Below are 16,353 nucleotides of genomic sequence, written 5' to 3'. Positions count from 1 at the left end.
GCTCCTATCATCCGGCCCCTGCGCTACGCTCCGGGGTTCCCTCGCTCCGGGCTTGCTCCCGGGAGTACGCGCTGCAGGCCCCATCCATGGGGCCTCAGCGCTTGACGGGCATCCATGCCCGTCACCTCCCTTCGCAAGCCCTACGCTCGGCCTCCTGAAGTCGCAATCCGCGGCGCCTGGGCTATCGCGCGCTTAGAAGCAAAATCAAAAGCCGAAGCGAGAGCGAGAGCGAGTGCGAGTGCACTCAATGCCCCGCCGATGCCGGGCCCGCCTTGGCGGTAAAGGGCGGCTTGGCGAACCACACCAGCAGAATCAACCCGGCAAACACCCAGCTCATCAAGGTGAAGTAATCCACCGTCGACATCATGTAAGCCTGCCCATTGAGTATCTGCTCCAACTGCGCATAACTCTGCGGGCTGGCCCCGCCCAACTGCTCAAGGGTATGCCGCGTCGTCGGGTCGAACTGGCTGATGTGCTCACTCAGGTAGGCATGGTGCTGGTCCGCCCGACGGATCCAGATCCAGGTGGTCAACGAAGCCGCAAAACTCCCGCCCAAGGTTCGCAGGAATGTTGCCAGCCCCGAACCGTCGGCAATCTGGTGCGGCGGCAGGTCAGACAGCAGAATGCTTAAGGTCGGCATGAAGAACAACGCCACGCCAATCCCCATGAACAACTGCACCAAGGCCACGTGCTGGAAGTCCACCTCGCTGGTGAAACCGGCACGCATGTAGCAACTGGTGCCAATCGCCAGGAACGCCAACCCAGCCAGCACCCGCAAGTCGAACCGGTGCGCATATTTGCCCACGAACGGCGACATGATCACCGGCAGCAAACCGATCGGCGCCACCGCCAGGCCTGCCCAGGTCGCGGTATAGCCCATCTGCGTCTGCAACCACTGCGGCAGGATCAGGTTGATACCGAAGAACCCGGCATACCCCCCGACCAGCACAATGGTGCCAATGCGGAAGTTGCGATGCACAAACAGGCGCAAGTTGACCACCGGGTGCCGGTCGGTCAGCTCCCAGATCACGAACACCGCCAGGAACACCACCGAAATCAGGCTGCCGACAATGATGAACGACGATTCGAACCAGTCCAGATCGTTGCCCTTGTCCAGCACTACCTGCAAGGCACCGACGCCGATAATCAGGGTCAGCAGGCCAATGTAATCCATCGGCTGGCGGCTGGTGACCACCGGGCGCGTGCGCATCTGCTGGCGCACCACGGCAGCAGCGAACAGGCCGATGGGCACATTGATGAAGAAGATCCATGGCCAGCTGTAGCTATCGGTAATCCAGCCCCCAAGAATCGGTCCGGCAATCGGCGCCACCACCGTGACCATCGCCAGCAGCGCCAGTGCCATCCCCCGTTTTGCCGGGGGATAGACAGCAATCAGCAGGGTCTGGGTCATCGGGTAAAGCGGCCCGGCGACCACGCCCTGCAAGACACGAAAGCCGACCAGCTCGGGCATCGACTGGGCGATACCGCACAGGAACGAAGCCAGCACGAACAGCAGCGTGGCCCAGATGAACAGTTTCACTTCACCAAAGCGCCGGCTCAGCCAGCCGGTCAGCGGCAAGGCAATAGCGTTGCTCACCGCGAACGAGGTGATGACCCAGGTGCCTTGCTCGTAGCTCACCCCCAGGTTGCCGGAAATGGTCGGCAGGGCCACGTTGGCGATGGTGGTGTCCAGCACCTGCATGAACGTCGCGAGCGACAGGCCGATGGTGGTCAGCAGCAGACTCGGCGGCGTGAACTGGGCAGCGGCGTTGTTGCTCATCGTTGCGCCGTCTTGCCGGTTGCGCTGTTCTCGTGAATCAGCCGGGCGATCAGGTTGTCGGCTTCGATCAGCTGGTGGTCATACACCTGGGTGGTGTAGCTGGCCTTCTGCGGTGGCTGCTGGGCCAGGGTCGGGCCGCTCTGGTCATGCAGGTCGACTTCAACCACGGTGGACAGGCCGATACGTAGCGGGTGGTCCTTGAGCTGGTCGGGGCTGAGGTGGATGCGCACGGGTACTCGCTGGACAATCTTGATCCAGTTGCCGGTGGCGTTCTGCGCCGGCAGCAAGGCAAAGGCGCTGCCGGTGCCCGCGCCAAGGCTGTCGACCGTGCCGCTGTACTTGACCTCACTGCCGTACACATCAGCGGTGATCTCCACCGGCTGGCCGATGCGCATCTCTCGCAGCTGGGTTTCCTTGAAGTTGGCATCGATCCACACCTGATCCAGCGGGATGACCGCCATGGTCGCGGTGCCCGGCTGCAGGCGCTGGCCCAACTGGACGGTACGCTTGGCGACGTAGCCGGTGACCGGCGCGACCAGCGTGGTGCGGGCGTGGTCGAGGTAGGCCTGACGCAGGTCGGCAGCAGCAGCCATGACATCGGGGTGCGACGACACTACGGTGTCGTCGACCAGCGCGCTGCTGGTGCTGAGCTGTTGCCGCGCGCTGTTGACGGCGGCCTGGGCAACGCTCAGGTCGTCGCGGGCATGGGACAGTTCTTCGGCGGCAATCGCACCGCTGTCAGCCAGCACCTTGCGCCGGTTGAAGTCCTGCTGCGCCTTGCGCAGTTCGGCTTGGCGCGTTTCCAGTTGAGCCTTCAGCGAGTCGACGTTGCTGTACAGCCCACGGACCTGCCGCACGCTGCGTGCCAGCTTGGCTTCGGCGGACTGCAAGGCCACTTCGCTGTCGGCCGGGTCGAATTGCAGCAATATCTGGCCGGCATGGACCAGGTCGCCGTCATCGGCCCCGATGCTGGTAACGGTGCCAGCGACCAGCGGGGTGATTTCCACCACGTTGCCGTTGACGTAGGCATCGTCGGTGCTTTCGTGCCAACGCCCGACAATGCTGTACCAGGCCCAGGTGCCGACCCCGGCAAGGATCAGCAGCAACAGCAGGCCAAGCAGCCAAGCCTTGCGCTTGCGCGACGGCTCAGGCGCGACGGAGGGAGTCGGGGTGTCTGTGGGAGTGGCCATGACAATACCTTGGATAATTCGTTACAGGGTTCAACGGTCGCCGAAGCGGCGGATCGTCAACGGGTCGCCAGCACTGAGCAGCACCTTGGCCAGCAGGCCTTCCAGGGTCTTGAGCTCCTCAGGTGCCAGCACGCCGCACAACTCGTTCATGGCGGCGGCGCCGATTTCCGGCAGGCGGTTGGCCAGGCGCTGGCCGTCGGCGGTGAGTGCCAGGCGCACCTGGCGACGGTCGTCGGCGCAGCGGTTGCGCACGATCAGCTCCTTCTGCTCGAGGCGGTCGAGCATGCGGGTCATCGAACCGCTGTCCAGGCCCAGGTAACGGCACAGTTCGGCCGGGGTATCCACCTGGTACTGGGTGACGATGATCAGCACTTTGAACTGCGCGGCGGTGACGCCCTCTGACTCCAGGTGCCAGTCAAGAATGCGGTCTTTGAGGATCGCTGCGCGGCCCAGCAACATGCCGATGGCGCAGGTCTGAAAGTTTTCGGGGGAGAAATGGGCCATCGTTGACTGCTCAGTTAAGTGTGTAGAAATATTACTGCTTAGGCAGTTAATGTCAAAGCCTTCATTAGGCAGCTATTAAATATTCGTGTTTTCTGCCGGTCACACCGCCCCCGCAGGCGCGCCCTGCGGCCCATCGCGACACACAAGGCCGCCCCTGCCAGGGCCTGCGTAAGGGCGGTTAACGTGCTCGCAGGCCCAGCGCCTCCACCGCCCCGCAAGCAATCGCCATTCCCACCAGCTCTGCCAGGCTGCCCGCCTGCAACCGCTTCATCACCCGGCCTCGGTACAGGTCCACGGTCTTGACGCTGATGCCCAACTGCTCGGCAATCTCGCGGTTGTTCAACCCTTGGGCCAACGGTACGAAGACGTCTCGCTCACGCGGCGTCAGGCCGTCGATGCGCGCCTGCACCAAGGCCAGTGCCTGATCGCCCTGTCGCGCCAGCCCGGCGTGCTCCAGCGCAGCTTGAACGCTGTCGAGCAGCAACTGATCGTTGTAGGGTTTTTCGATGAAGTCGCAGGCGCCGGCCTTGAACGCCCGCACCACGATCGGCACATCGGCATGACCGCTGACGAAGATCACCGGCACCATCAGGCCACGCTCGCGCATCGCCTGCTGCACAGCCAGCCCGCCCAGCCCCGGCATGCGCACATCCAACAGCACACAGGCGGGCCCATCATCGACGCAGGCGTCGAGAAACGCTTGCCCGCTGGCAAACGGCAAGGCTTGCAGGCCCACCGACTGCAGCAGCCAGACCGTAGAGTCGCGCATACCCTGGTCGTCATCGACCACATACACTTTTGCTTGCAACACTGCCTCCCCTTATTCCCTGCTGACCGCCAGCCGGCAGCACAGTACCAGACCGCCGTTGTCACCCGCCCGCGCCCACAGGCTGCCACCGAAGCCTTCGATCAGGCTGCGGCTCATGCTCAAGCCCAAGCCCAGGCCGTCGGCCTTGCTGGTGGTAAAGGGCGTGAAGATTTCATCCAGCCGCTCGGGTGCCACGCCCGGGCCCTGGTCAGCTACCTCGACCAGCACCCCATCGCCATCGCGCGCCGCGCAGAGCAGGATACGTGACGGCCGCTCCCCCTGCTGCTCGCGATTGGCATCGATGGCATTGCGCAGCAGGTTGAGCAGCACCTGCTCCAGCAGCACCCGGTCGGCATACACCAAGGGCAGTTGAGCGCTCATGCGAAGCTCCACCTGCACCTGGTCCCGCGCGGCTTCCCAGGCGCACAGGCGCATGGCTTCGCCGGCCAGCTCGGCCACGTCCAGTGCCTGCAGGCGGCGCGGCCCCTTGCGCAGGAAGGCACGCAGACGGCGGATCACTTCGGCGGCATGGGTGGCCTGCTCGCTGATACGCTGCAGGCCCTGGCCTACCCGCTCGCGCGCCTGGGGATCACGTTCCAGGCCCTGCAGGTAACGCTGACTGGCGTTGGCATAGTTGACCACCGCGGCCAGTGGCTGATTGATCTCATGGGCGATGCCCGAGGCCAGCTCGCCCAGGGTAGCGAGGCGGGCACTGTGCGCCAGGCTTTCCTGCGCTTCGATGCGCAAGGTGATGTCGCGGGACACGCTGACCACCTCCACCACCGCGCCGGTATAGGTCTCGCGGATCGCCCGGCTGGCGATTTCGAACCAACGGTAGTCACCTGTTGCCTGGCGTACCCGGCAAGTCATCGTGTGGTAGCCGTCCTGGTCCAGTGCGGCTGAGGCCTGACGCAGTACCTGACGCCGCTCGCGCGGATGCAGCAGGGTATGTACAGGCATGCCACGCAGCTGCTCGGGCCACAGGCCGAGCAGGCGGTAGGCTGCCGGTGAGGCATCGAGAAAGCGGCCATCGGGGCTGTGCCGGGAAATCAGGTCGGTGGTGTTTTCGATGATCAGCCGATACAGGCGTCGGGCGCGGTTGGCTTCGCGTGCGCCATGGCGCTCTTCACTGGCATCGCGGCAGCGCCCCAGCACCTGCTGGCCCTGGTTGTCCGGCATGAACGTCCACAACACGATGCGTTCGCCGACCTGCACTTCGACATCGCTGATCGCCCGATGCTGACGCAGACAGGCACGCACCAGGGCGGCGCAATTGGCCGGCAGCCAGCGAGCCAGCTCGGGCCCTTCGGCGACCCAGGCCTGCAATGCCGGGTTGAGTGCCAGCGGGCTTGCATCACTGGCCAGCAACAGACTGGGTTGCGGGTCTTTGCCAAGCAAGGGGTAAGCAGTGTCATCCACGGTAGGCGGCCTGTTTTTATAGTAGTTTTACTATATTGCTATAGTCGATATTCCTAATACCATAGCGACTCGCGTAAAACTGCGACAGAGGGGGCGGCCCACCGTCCGCCCCCTGCACCCTGAACAGAGCTAACAATCAGCCATCGGGGGCCAGGTGCACAGGCTGCGTCTGCCTCCCTTACAGGATTACCGCATGTCGATCTATGCCCAGGGCCTGATGCCCGCTGCCGTCAACCATGTCGCCCTCACCCCGCTGAGCTTCATTGAACGCACCGCCGCCGTGTACGGCAACTACCCCGCCGTCATCCACGGCGCCATCCGCCGCAACTGGCAAGAAACCTACCAACGCTGTCGGCGCCTGGCCAGCGCCCTGGCCGGTCGTGGCATTGGCCGTGGCGACACCGTGGCAGTGATGCTGCCCAACACCCCGACCATGCTCGAGGCGCACTTCGGCGTACCCATGACCGGTGCCGTGCTCAATACCCTGAACGTGCGCCTGGATGCCGAGGCCATCGCCTTCATGCTGCAGCATGGCGAGGCCAAGGTACTGATCACCGACCGCGAGTTCCATGCGGTCATCGAAGGCGCTCTGGCACTGCTTGAACACCCGCCGCTGGTGGTTGATGTGGATGACCCGGAGTACGGCGAGGGCCGCGCGGTCAGCGAGCTGGACTATGAGGCCCTGCTCAACGAAGGCGACCCGGAATTTGCCTGGGAATGGCCCGATGACGAGTGGCAGGCCATTTCGCTGAACTACACCTCCGGCACCACCGGCAACCCCAAGGGCGTTGTCTACCACCACCGCGGCGCCTACCTGAACGCACTGGGCAACCAGATGACCTGGGCCATGGGCCACCGCCCGGTGTACCTGTGGACGTTGCCGATGTTCCACTGCAACGGCTGGTGCTACCCCTGGACCATCACCGCCCTGGCCGGCACCCATGTGTTCCTGCGCCGGGTCGACCCGCAGAAGATCCTGACCCTGATCCGCGAGCACAAAGTCAGCCACCTGTGCGGTGCGCCGATCGTGCTCAACGCACTGGTCAACATGCCCGAGGCGGCCAAGGCAGCCATCGAGCACCCGGTGCAGGCCATGGTCGCCGGCGCCGCACCACCGGCCAAGGTCATCGGCGCCGTGGAGCAAATGGGCATCAAGGTCACCCACACCTATGGCCTGACCGAGGTCTACGGCCCGGTGACCGTGTGTGCCTGGCATGACGAATGGGATGCGCTTTCGCTGGAAGAGCGTGCACGGATCAAATCTCGCCAAGGCGTGCGCTACCCGACCCTCGACGGCCTGATGGTCGCCGACCCGCAAACCCTTCAGCCAGTACCCCGCGACGGCGATACCCTGGGCGAAATCTTCATGCGCGGCAACACGGTGATGAAGGGCTACCTGAAGAACCCTGAAGCCACCGCCGAAGCCTTCCGTGGCGGCTGGTTCCACACCGGCGACCTGGCCGTGTGGCATGCCGACGGCTATATCGAGATCAAGGACCGGCTCAAGGACATCATCATTTCCGGTGGCGAGAACATCTCCACCATCGAGGTCGAAGACGCCCTGTACAAGCACCCGGCAGTGCTGGAAGCCGCCGTGGTGGCACGCCCGGATGAAAAATGGGGCGAGACCCCGTGCGCCTTCGTTGCCTTAAAGCCAGGCCGGGAGGACACCCGTGAAGCCGACATCACCAGTTGGTGCCGCGAGCACCTGGCCGGGTTCAAGGTGCCGAAGACCGTAGTGTTCGGCGAGCTGCCCAAGACCTCGACCGGCAAGATCCAGAAGTACGTGCTGCGCGACCGGGCCAAGGCCCTCTGATGCCGTAGCCACTCCCCTTCAGGCGCAGCACACGGCTGCGCCTGAAGGTTCAGCGCACGCCCAACCCTCCCCCACTATTGCTAGAGCTGCCGATGACCACTTATTCCGCCCCCCTGCGCGACATGCGCTTCGTCCTGCATGACGTGTTCAACGCTTCGGGCCTGTGGGCCCGACTGCCCGCCCTGGCCGAACGCATCGATGCCGACACTGCCGACGCCATTCTCGAGGAAGCATCCAAAGTCACCGGCCAGCTGATCGCCCCGCTCAGCCGCAACGGTGACGAGCAAGGTGTGTGCTTCGACGCAGGCCAAGTCACCACCCCCGAGGGCTTTCGCGAGGCCTGGAACACCTACCGCGAAGGCGGCTGGGTCGGCTTGGGCGGCAACCCGGAATACGGCGGCATGGGCATGCCAAAGATGCTCGGCGTGCTGTTCGAAGAGATGCTCTACGCGGCTGACTGCAGCTTCAGCCTGTATTCGGCATTGAGCGCAGGCAGCTGCCTGGCGATCGATGCCCACGCCAACGAAGCGCTCAAGGCCACTTACCTGCCACCGCTGTACGAAGGCCGCTGGGCCGGCACCATGTGCCTGACCGAACCCCATGCCGGCACTGACCTGGGGCTGATCCGCACCCGCGCCGAGCCTCAGGCCGATGGCAGCGTGCGCATCAGTGGCAGCAAGATCTTCATTACCGGCGGCGAGCAGGACCTGACCGAGAACATCGTCCACCTGGTGCTGGCCAAAATGCCGGATGCGCCCGCCGGTGCCAAAGGCATATCGCTGTTCCTGGTGCCCAAATTCCTGGTCGAGGCCGATGGCCGCCTGGGCGCGCGCAATGCTGTGCATTGTGGCTCGATCGAGCACAAGATGGGCATCAAGGCCTCGGCGACCTGCGTCATGAACTTTGACGGTGCCATCGGTTACCTGGTGGGCGAGCCGAACAAGGGCCTGGCAGCGATGTTCACCATGATGAACTACGAGCGCCTGTCCATCGGCATACAGGGCATCGGATGTGCCGAAGCCTCCTACCAGAGCGCCGCCCGCTATGCCAACGAGCGCCTGCAGAGCCGCGCAGCGACTGGCCCGCAGGCACTCGACAAGGCGGCCGACCCGATCATCCACCATGGTGATGTCCGGCGCATGCTGCTGACCATGCGCACCCTCACCGAAGCAGGTCGGGCGTTCGCCGTCTACGTTGGCCAGCAACTGGACGTGGCACGCTATGCCGAAGACGCTGGCGAGCGCGAGCATGCCCAGCGCCTGGTGGCACTGCTGACACCGGTGGCCAAGGCATTCTTCACTGATAACGGCCTGGAAAGCTGCGTGCTTGGCCAGCAGGTGTACGGCGGTCATGGCTACATCCGCGAATGGGGCCAGGAGCAACGGGTGCGAGACGTGCGCATTGCACAGATCTATGAAGGCACCAACGGCATCCAGGCCCTTGATCTGCTGGGGCGCAAGGTGCTGGCCGACGGTGGCCAGGCGTTGGCCAGCTTTGCCAGCGAAGTGCGCGCCTTCAGTGTGGATGCGCCCTTGCACCGCGAGGCCCTGCAGGCGAGCCTGGCGCGGCTGGAGGCCACCAGCAGCTGGCTGCGGGCGCAGGCTGGCGAGGATGCCAACCTGGTCAGCGCGGTAGCGGTTGAGTACCTGCAGCTGTTCGGGCTGACGGCCTATGCGTACATGTGGGCGCGGATGGCGGCGGTGGCGCTGGCCAAACGTGATGAGGACGACGCGTTTCATGGCGCGAAGCTTGCCTGTGCGGCGTTCTATTTCCAGCGGGTCTTGCCGCGGGGGTTGGGGCTGGAGGCGAGCATTCGGGCCGGTAGTGGCAGCCTTTATGGGCTAGAGGCCACACAGTTCTGACCGGTGGGTCGCCGACGCGCTTGTTGCAAGGGCAGCCGTGTGCTGCGAAGAGGCCGGTACCTGCAAACACTGACATCTTCGCAGCACCAGGCTGCACCGGAGGCCATTGCAGGCATCGTCTTTTGCCCGCGAAGGGTTCTCAAACACTGAAAAACCGTGGCTAATCCGACGAAAAACCGGCACAACTGATAGTCATTCGCCATTACATTGGTTCTCGGGAGCCCTCCCGCAAGGGTAGAATGCGCAAAACCCGGAGCCGCAATGAACCACGACCGCCTCAATCCCAACCCAGACGATGCCATCACCGACGCCGCAGCGCATTGGTGCATGCGCCTTCACGCCGAAGATTGCACGCAGGCCGAGCGTGAAGCATTCGCTGACTGGTTGGCGGCCGACCCGCGGCATGACGAAGAATATCAGGCGATGCTGGAAATCTGGCAAACAGCCGACCTGCTGCCGCGCAGCGCCACCGTCATCGACTTCAACCCACCCGCCAGACACGCCGCCCGCCCTCGCAACTGGCGGCCGCTGGCGTCTGCTGCGGCCATCGCCCTGGCAGTGCTGCCGCTGGCCGGCTGGATGGGGTGGGAACAGGGCTGGTTGCCCAACCACTACCAGCACTTCGAAGCCGGTGACCGCATGCAGACCGTGGAGCTCAGCGACGGCAGCACGGTACAGCTCAACCTCCACACCGAACTCACCTTCCTCAACTACAAGGACCAACGCCAGGTCACGCTCAAGCGCGGCGAGGCGTTCTTCAAGGTGCGACACGACAGCAGCCACCCGTTCATCGTGCGTGCCGGCAGTGGCCAGACCCGGGTCACCGGCACCCAGTTCAACGTGTGGAAGTACCAGGACCAGGTGAAGGTCACCCTGGTGGAAGGTTCAGTGCTGGTGTCCAGTGAGGGCAATGCCGGTGGCTACCGCCTTGGCCCTGGCATGCAGGCCAGCTACCACAAGGGCGACTTCGAGCCGCAGCTGGAGCAAAGCGACGACTATGGCAACAGCCTGGCATGGCGCAGCGGCAAGCTGGTGCTCGATAACCTGAGCCTGGAACAGGCGCTGCCGGTGATCAACCGCTACCTCGACGCCCCGCTGCTACTGGCCGATGCCAGCACCGGCCGCATTCGCATCAGCGGCATCTACAACACCCGTGAAGTGGGGCACCTGGTCAACAACCTGCCCAAAGTCCTGCCGGTCTACCTGACCCGCAGCAAGGACGGCAGCACCGTGCTCAATCGCATCTCGCCGCCGCCCGACAAGGGCTGACGCCCTCCCCGCCTTACAAGGTCATCGCTGCCAACCAGCCGAACGCCATCAACGGCAGGTTGTAATGGATGAAGGTGGGCACCACGGTGTCCCAGATGTGGTGGTGCTGGCCATCCACGTTCAGGCCCGAGGTCGGGCCCAGGGTCGAGTCCGAGGCAGGCGAACCTGCATCGCCCAACGCACCGGCAGTACCGATGATGCACACCGTGGCCAACGGGTCGAAGCCCAGTTGCACGCACAGCGGCACGAAGATCGCAGCCAGGATCGGCACGGTGGAGAACGACGAGCCGATCCCCATGGTCACCAAAAGGCCTACCAACAGCATCAGCAAGGCACCGATGCCCTTGCTGTGGTCGATCCACTGCGCCGAGGTTTCCACCAGGCTCTTAACCTCACCGGTGGCCTTCATCACCTCGGCAAAGCCGGACGCGGTAATCATGATGAAGCCGATCATGGCCATCATCTTCATGCCTTCGGTGAACAGGTCGTCGGTCTCTTTCCACTTGACGATGCCCGACAGCGAGAAGATCAGGAAACCGACCATGGCACCGATGATCATCGAGTCCAGCAACAGCTGGACGATGAAGGCTGCAGCGATCGCCAGCCCGGCCACCAGCAAGGTCAGCGGGTTGTACTGCACGCTCACCTGCTCCACCTGCTGGATGCGCGCCAGGTCGTAGTCACGTTTCTTGCGGTAGCTGATGAACACCGCCACCAGCAGGCCGACGAGCATGCCGGCAGCCGGGATGGCCATGGCGTGGGTGACGTTGACGCCGCTTACATCGACACCCGCGCGGGCAACATTGGCCAGCAGGATCTCGTTGAGGAAGATGTTGCCGAAGCCCACCGGCAGGAACATGTACGGGGTGATCAGGCCAAAGGTGATCACACAGGCGATCAGCCGGCGGTCGATACGCAGGCGCGTCAGCACGTACAACAGAGGGGGTACCAGCAGCGGAATGAAGGCAATGTGGATGGGCAGGATGTTCTGGGACGACACGGCCACCGCCAGCATCAGGCCGATCATCAGCCATTTGAGCTTGCCGCCATTGGCGTCGCCCCGCCGGTCGATCATGCCCAGGGCGCGGTCGGCCAGCGCATGCGCCAGGCCAGACTTGGCAATCGCCACGGCAAAAGCACCCAGCAGTGCATAGGACAAAGCCACCGTGGCACCACCACCGAGGCCACCGTTGAAGGCCTTGAGCGTGCCTTCGATGCCCAGGCCGCCCACCAGCCCACCGGCCAGGGCGCCGATGATCAGGGCGATGACCACGTGCACGCGGGACAGGCTGAGTATCAGCATGATGCCGACCGCGGCGATCACTGCATTCATGGTTGGCTTACCTCATTACGACAGAAAAAAGCGCGAACTCTGAAGCAGTGGGCGGCAGATGTCAAAAGCGCCTTGATGCGGCGCGTTAGTGGCGTTCAAATTTAAATTGAATGTTTGAATAAAGAAAAAACGGCAGGGGCCGATATTGTGGGAGGCAGCGAGGTGCCTGGCGGGAGCGCTTTGACACCTCCCGGCCCCATCGCAGATACAGCCATAACCCTTATTGCCAAAAAGGGATCCGCCCCCATGCCTTTGCGACAACTTTCCATCCAGTGGAAGATCACCCTGCTCGCCGGTCTCTGTCTGGCCGCTATCGTCACCTTGCTCGTCGGCCTGTCGCTGTACCGCATGGATCACAGTTCGGACCTGGTCAAGGCCAGCAGCATGCAGATGCTGACCGAGGCGGCGCAGTCGCGTATCGAGTCACAAGGTGAAGTGCAAGCGTTGAACATTCGCCGCCAGTTCATGGATGCCTACCAGTACGGCGCCGGCTTCGCCCGTCAGGTGCTGTTCCTGCGCGAGCAGGCCGAAAAGCGCTTTCTCGATGCCTTCGACCTGCGCGAGGACATGACCCGCCAGGTGCGCGCCGCACTGCAAGCCAACCCCGACCTGCTCGGCCTGTCACTGGTGTTCGAGCCCAATGCCCTGGACAACAAGGACAGCCTGTTTGCCGGCAAGGCAGAATTGGGCAGCAACGAAACCGGGCGCTTTGCCCTGTACTGGTCGCAGCCACGCGCTGGCCAGCTGACCTCGATGGCCCTGCCCGAACATGACATGGCCAACACCGAGATCGGCCCCAGCGGCCAGCCGGCCAACACCTGGTGGGTATGCCCACGCACCTCCGGCAAGGTGTGTGTGGTGGAGCCCTACTTCTACGACATCGACGGCCAGCAGGTGCTGATGACCAGCATCGTGTTCCCGCTGGCGGTCAACGGCAAGATCATTGCCACCCTGTCCATCGACATCAACCTCAATAGCCTGCAGGCACTGAGCCAGGAGGCCAGCCGCAGCCTCTACGAAGGCCGCACCACGGTCGGCATTCTCACCCCGGTCGGCCTGTTGGCCGGCTACAGCGCCGATGCCAGCAAGCTGGCCCAGCGCTTCGACCAGGTAGACCCGACCAAAGGCGCCGAGCTGGTGCGCAAGCTGGCCGAGGGCAAGCTGACCACCCTCCACGACCGGCAGCGCTTGAAGGTGCTGGCGGCATTCCGGCCAATCCCGGACGCCCAGCCCTGGGGCGTGTTGCTGGATGTGCCGGAAAACGCCCTGACCGGGCCGGCCGAAACCCTGAAGCAGGAACTTGACGCGCTCAATACCAGCGGCACCTTGCTGGAACTGAGCCTGGGCCTGGCCGCCGCCATTGCTGGCTTGCTGCTGGTATGGCTGATGGCCCGCGGCGTTACCCGGCCGATCCTCGGCGTGGCAGCCATGCTGAAGGACATTGCCAGCGGCGAAGGCGACCTGACCCGTCGCCTGACCTACCAGAAACAGGACGAACTGGGCGAACTGGCCGGCTGGTTCAACCGCTTCCTCGACAAGTTGCAGCCAACCATTGCCGAGGTCAAACGCTCGGTGCAGGCCGCTCGAGGCACGGCCGACCAGTCCTCGGCGATTGCCACTGAAACCAGCGCCGGCATGGAACAGCAGTACCGCCAGGTCGACCAGGTGGCCACCGCCTCGCATGAAATGAGCGCCACCGCCCAGGACGTTGCCCGCAGCGCCGCCCAGGCTGCGCAGGCGGCGCGCGATGCCGACCAGGCCACCCGCGAGGGCTTGGCGGTAATCGACCGCACCACCAGCAGCATCGGAGCCCTGGCTGCCAACATGAGCGACACCATGGCCGAAATAGAAGGCCTGGCGCAGAACAGCGAGAAGATCGGCTCGGTACTGGAAGTGATCCGCTCGATCGCCGAACAGACCAACCTGCTGGCGCTCAACGCTGCCATCGAAGCTGCCCGCGCCGGAGAGGCCGGCCGTGGCTTTGCCGTGGTCGCCGATGAGGTGCGCAACCTGGCCCAGCGCACTCAGGAGTCGGTGGAAGAAACCCGTCAGGTCATCGAAGCCCTGCAGAACGGCACCCGCGAAGTGGTCGGCGCCATGGACCACAGCCACCGCCAGGCCCAAGGTGGCGTGGAGCAGGTCGGCCAAGCCGTCACGGCATTGCAGCGCATTGGCCAGGCGGTGACGGTGATCACCGACATGAACCTGCAGATCGCCTCTGCCGCCGAGGAGCAAAGCGCGGTAGCCGAGGAAATCAACAGCAACGTGGCGACCATTCGTGATGTCACTGAATCCCTGTCTGGCCAGGCCAACGAGTCGGCGCGGGTCAGCCAGTCGCTGAACAGCCTGGCCAACCAGCAGCAAGCGCTGATGGACCAGTTCCGCGTCTGAAGCGAACGGGGCCACTCCAGTGGCCCTGAAACTGACAAAACCTCGTCGTCTACACTTGCCCCACTGCCAAGGCGTGGCGAACGACGAGGTTTACATGAAGAGCATTTCAACGCTGCTGGCCGGCCTGCTGTTGACGGTGGGTTTGGCCAGCACCGACAGCGCCGCATCGGCAGAGCAACCTGCGCCTATCCATTTTGGTGCCATCGGCTGGGAAAGCGGCGCCCTCACCACCGAGATCCTGCGCCTGATCGTGGAGCGCGGCTACGGCTACCGCACCGACACCCTGCCTGGCAGCACGGTCAGCATGGAGGTGGCCCTGGCGCGCAATGACCTGCAAGTGATCGCCGAGGAATGGGCCGGGCGCAGCCCTGCCTGGGTCAAGGCCGAACAGGCCGGCCAGGTGTTCGCACTGGGCGATACGGTCAAAAATGCAGAAGAAGGTTGGTGGGTACCGGCCTATGTGATCGAGGGCGATGCCGCACGCAACCTGAAGCCCGTGGCGCCTGAGCTGCACAGTGTCGAGGACCTCAAGCGTTACCCGCAGGTATTTTCCGACCCCGAATCGCCCGGTAAAGGGCGTTTTCTCAACAGCCCAAGCGGCTGGACGTCTGAAACCGTCAACAGCCAAAAGCTCAAGGCCTATGGCCTGGATGGCCTCTACAACAACTTCCGCAGTGGCTCCGGCGCCGCGATGGACGCCGAGATCGGTTCGGCAATCCGGCGCGGCAAACCCGTGCTGTTCTACTACTGGAACCCGACCCCGCTGATGGGGCGCTACAAGCTCATCCGGCTGGAAGAACCCCCGTTCGATGCCCAGGCCTGGGCCACCCTCACCGATCCCGCCAACCCCAACCCGAAAGGCAGCCGCTCGCTGCCGGCAAAGTTGTCGATTGGCGTGTCCAAAGCCTTTCGCGAAACCTACCCAGACCTGGTCAGCGTGTTCGAACAGGTAGACCTGCCCATCGATCGCCTGAACAAGGCCCTGGCCGTCATGAGCGAAAAACGCACGCCCGCGCGCGAAGCCGCCCTGACCTTCCTTCGCGATAACCGCGAGGTGTGGAAAGCCTGGCTGCCGGCGGACATCGCCGCCAAGGTCGAGGCCAGCCTGTGAGCAGCGGTTTCCCGCAGACCCTGCAGTTTTCCTTTGCCGACAGCATCAACCGCCTGGTCGACTGGTTGGTATTGAACTACGGCGACCACCTGCGCAGTTTGTCTGACCAGTTGCTGCAACTGCTGGTCGGCCTGGAGAACCTGTTGCGCCTGTTGCCTTGGTGGCTGTTGTTGTTGCTGGTGGGTCTGCTGGCCTGGCACGCCAGCCGCAGCCTGCTGCGCAGCGCCGTGCTGGTCGCGCTGCTGGCCTTGATCGGTATGCTCGGGCTCTGGGACAAGTTGCTGCAGACCCTGGCCCTGGTGCTGGTCAGTACCGGCCTGTGCGTACTGGTGGGTGTACCGCTGGGCATCCTGCTGGCCGCCCGGCCACTGGCCAGACGGCTGCTGTTGCCGGTCCTCGATGTGATGCAGACGCTACCTGCGTTCGTTTACCTGATCCCGGTGCTGATGCTGTTTGGCCTGGGCAAGGTGCCTGCCGTGTTTGCCACGCTGATCTACGCCCTGCCGCCGCTGGTGCGGTTGACCGAACTGGGCCTGAGCCAGATCGACCCCTCGTTGTTGCAGGCCGCACACGGCCTTGGCGCAAGCCGCTGGCAGCGGTTGCGGCGCATTGCCCTGCCCCTGGCGCTGCCAAGCATCATGGCCGGGCTCAACCAGTCGGTCATGATGGCCTTGTCGATGGTGGTCGTGGCGTCGATGATCGGCGCCCGTGGGTTGGGTGAGGATGTGCTGGCGGGAATCCAGACCTTGAATGTTGGCCAAGGGATGGAGGCCGGGCTGGCAATTGTCGCCCTGGCCATGGTGATCGACCGGATCAGCCAGGCCTATGGGCGTAGCAGTCGCTGAGCCGTATCGGCAAGGCCTGGAAGCA

Annotated in this window: 12 protein-coding genes and 1 pseudogene; 7 read left to right on the top strand and 6 right to left on the bottom strand. The window is 64.0% G+C overall.

Annotation, left to right across the window (positions count from 1 at the left end; translation table 11 throughout):
• Positions 1-244: 244 nt before the first annotated feature.
• From V7787_RS21830 to V7787_RS21810, 5 genes are all read right to left on the bottom strand, one after another.
• Entirely contained in the window at positions 245-1,780 is a 1,536-nt protein-coding gene (locus V7787_RS21830; protein WP_004575310.1) for a DHA2 family efflux MFS transporter permease subunit, read from the bottom strand.
• Positions 1,777-2,970 carry an HlyD family secretion protein gene (locus V7787_RS21825; protein ID WP_336089535.1) on the bottom strand — a complete coding sequence of 398 codons (1,194 nt, stop codon included), beginning with the start codon at positions 2,968-2,970 and terminating at the stop codon, positions 1,777-1,779. The genes V7787_RS21830 and V7787_RS21825 overlap by 4 nt, the downstream gene beginning before the upstream one ends.
• Positions 2,971-3,000: 30 nt before the next feature.
• Entirely contained in the window at positions 3,001-3,474 is a 474-nt protein-coding gene (locus V7787_RS21820) for a MarR family winged helix-turn-helix transcriptional regulator (protein ID WP_010954405.1), read from the bottom strand.
• 178 nt (positions 3,475-3,652) lie between these two features.
• A complete protein-coding gene (locus V7787_RS21815; protein ID WP_010954406.1) occupies positions 3,653-4,285 on the bottom strand; it encodes a response regulator transcription factor in 633 nt (210 codons plus the stop codon).
• Positions 4,286-4,294: 9 nt separating this feature from the next.
• Positions 4,295-5,701, bottom strand: coding sequence for a sensor histidine kinase (locus V7787_RS21810; RefSeq protein WP_064492543.1), 1,407 nt, complete (start codon positions 5,699-5,701; stop codon positions 4,295-4,297).
• Between the two features lie 193 nt (positions 5,702-5,894).
• On the opposite strand from V7787_RS21810, the gene V7787_RS21805 reads away from it, so the two are divergent.
• From V7787_RS21805 to V7787_RS21795, 3 genes are all read left to right on the top strand, one after another.
• Complete coding sequence (locus tag V7787_RS21805; protein WP_019437073.1) at positions 5,895-7,517, top strand: acyl-CoA synthetase; 1,623 nt, start codon at positions 5,895-5,897, stop codon at positions 7,515-7,517.
• A gap of 92 nt (positions 7,518-7,609) precedes the next feature.
• Positions 7,610-9,379: an acyl-CoA dehydrogenase C-terminal domain-containing protein gene (locus V7787_RS21800; RefSeq protein WP_064492544.1), complete on the top strand. Its 1,770-nt coding sequence runs from the start codon at positions 7,610-7,612 to the stop codon at positions 9,377-9,379.
• A 261-nt stretch (positions 9,380-9,640) separates the two neighbouring features.
• Positions 9,641-10,648: a FecR family protein gene (locus tag V7787_RS21795; protein WP_064492545.1), complete on the top strand. Its 1,008-nt coding sequence runs from the start codon at positions 9,641-9,643 to the stop codon at positions 10,646-10,648.
• A 13-nt stretch (positions 10,649-10,661) separates the two neighbouring features.
• Here the strand turns inward: V7787_RS21795 and V7787_RS21790 are convergent, their stop codons facing one another.
• The gene (locus V7787_RS21790) at positions 10,662-11,981 is read right to left on the bottom strand and encodes a Na+/H+ antiporter family protein (RefSeq protein ID WP_064492546.1); all 1,320 of its coding nucleotides are present in this window, start codon (positions 11,979-11,981) and stop codon (positions 10,662-10,664) included.
• A 246-nt stretch (positions 11,982-12,227) separates the two neighbouring features.
• On the opposite strand from V7787_RS21790, the pseudogene V7787_RS53120 reads away from it, so the two are divergent.
• From V7787_RS53120 to V7787_RS21775, 4 genes and pseudogenes are all read left to right on the top strand, one after another.
• Positions 12,228-13,514: pseudogene (locus tag V7787_RS53120) on the top strand (PDC sensor domain-containing protein); the annotation flags it as partial.
• Positions 13,515-13,616: 102 nt separating this feature from the next.
• Positions 13,617-14,372: a methyl-accepting chemotaxis protein gene (locus tag V7787_RS53115; protein ID WP_241792063.1), complete on the top strand. Its 756-nt coding sequence runs from the start codon at positions 13,617-13,619 to the stop codon at positions 14,370-14,372.
• A 94-nt stretch (positions 14,373-14,466) separates the two neighbouring features.
• A complete protein-coding gene (locus V7787_RS21780) occupies positions 14,467-15,483 on the top strand; it encodes an ABC transporter substrate-binding protein (RefSeq protein WP_104887756.1) in 1,017 nt (338 codons plus the stop codon).
• Positions 15,480-16,328, top strand: a complete 849-nt coding sequence (locus tag V7787_RS21775) for an ABC transporter permease (RefSeq protein ID WP_049587118.1) — start codon at positions 15,480-15,482, stop codon at positions 16,326-16,328. Before V7787_RS21780 ends, V7787_RS21775 begins: the two co-directional genes overlap by 4 nt.
• The last annotated feature ends 25 nt before the right edge of the window (positions 16,329-16,353 follow it).

The organism is Pseudomonas sp. CGJS7, from assembly GCF_036961695.1.
This window is presented reverse-complemented; position numbering and strand designations above follow the sequence as displayed.

Excerpts from the sequence above, each read along its gene's own strand:
- V7787_RS21830 (WP_004575310.1), bottom strand. The coding sequence starts at position 1,780 with ATGAGCAACAACGCCGCTGCCCAGTTCACGCCGCCGAGTCTGCTGCTG.
- V7787_RS21800 (WP_064492544.1), top strand. The coding sequence starts at position 7,610 with ATGACCACTTATTCCGCCCCCCTGCGCGACATGCGCTTCGTCCTGCAT.
- V7787_RS21805 (WP_019437073.1), top strand. The coding sequence starts at position 5,895 with ATGTCGATCTATGCCCAGGGCCTGATGCCCGCTGCCGTCAACCATGTC.
- V7787_RS21790 (WP_064492546.1), bottom strand. The coding sequence starts at position 11,981 with ATGAATGCAGTGATCGCCGCGGTCGGCATCATGCTGATACTCAGCCTG.
- V7787_RS21825 (WP_336089535.1), bottom strand. The coding sequence starts at position 2,970 with ATGGCCACTCCCACAGACACCCCGACTCCCTCCGTCGCGCCTGAGCCG.
- V7787_RS21820 (WP_010954405.1), bottom strand. The coding sequence starts at position 3,474 with ATGGCCCATTTCTCCCCCGAAAACTTTCAGACCTGCGCCATCGGCATG.
- V7787_RS21780 (WP_104887756.1), top strand. The coding sequence starts at position 14,467 with ATGAAGAGCATTTCAACGCTGCTGGCCGGCCTGCTGTTGACGGTGGGT.
- V7787_RS21795 (WP_064492545.1), top strand. The coding sequence starts at position 9,641 with ATGAACCACGACCGCCTCAATCCCAACCCAGACGATGCCATCACCGAC.
- V7787_RS53115 (WP_241792063.1), top strand. The coding sequence starts at position 13,617 with ATGGAACAGCAGTACCGCCAGGTCGACCAGGTGGCCACCGCCTCGCAT.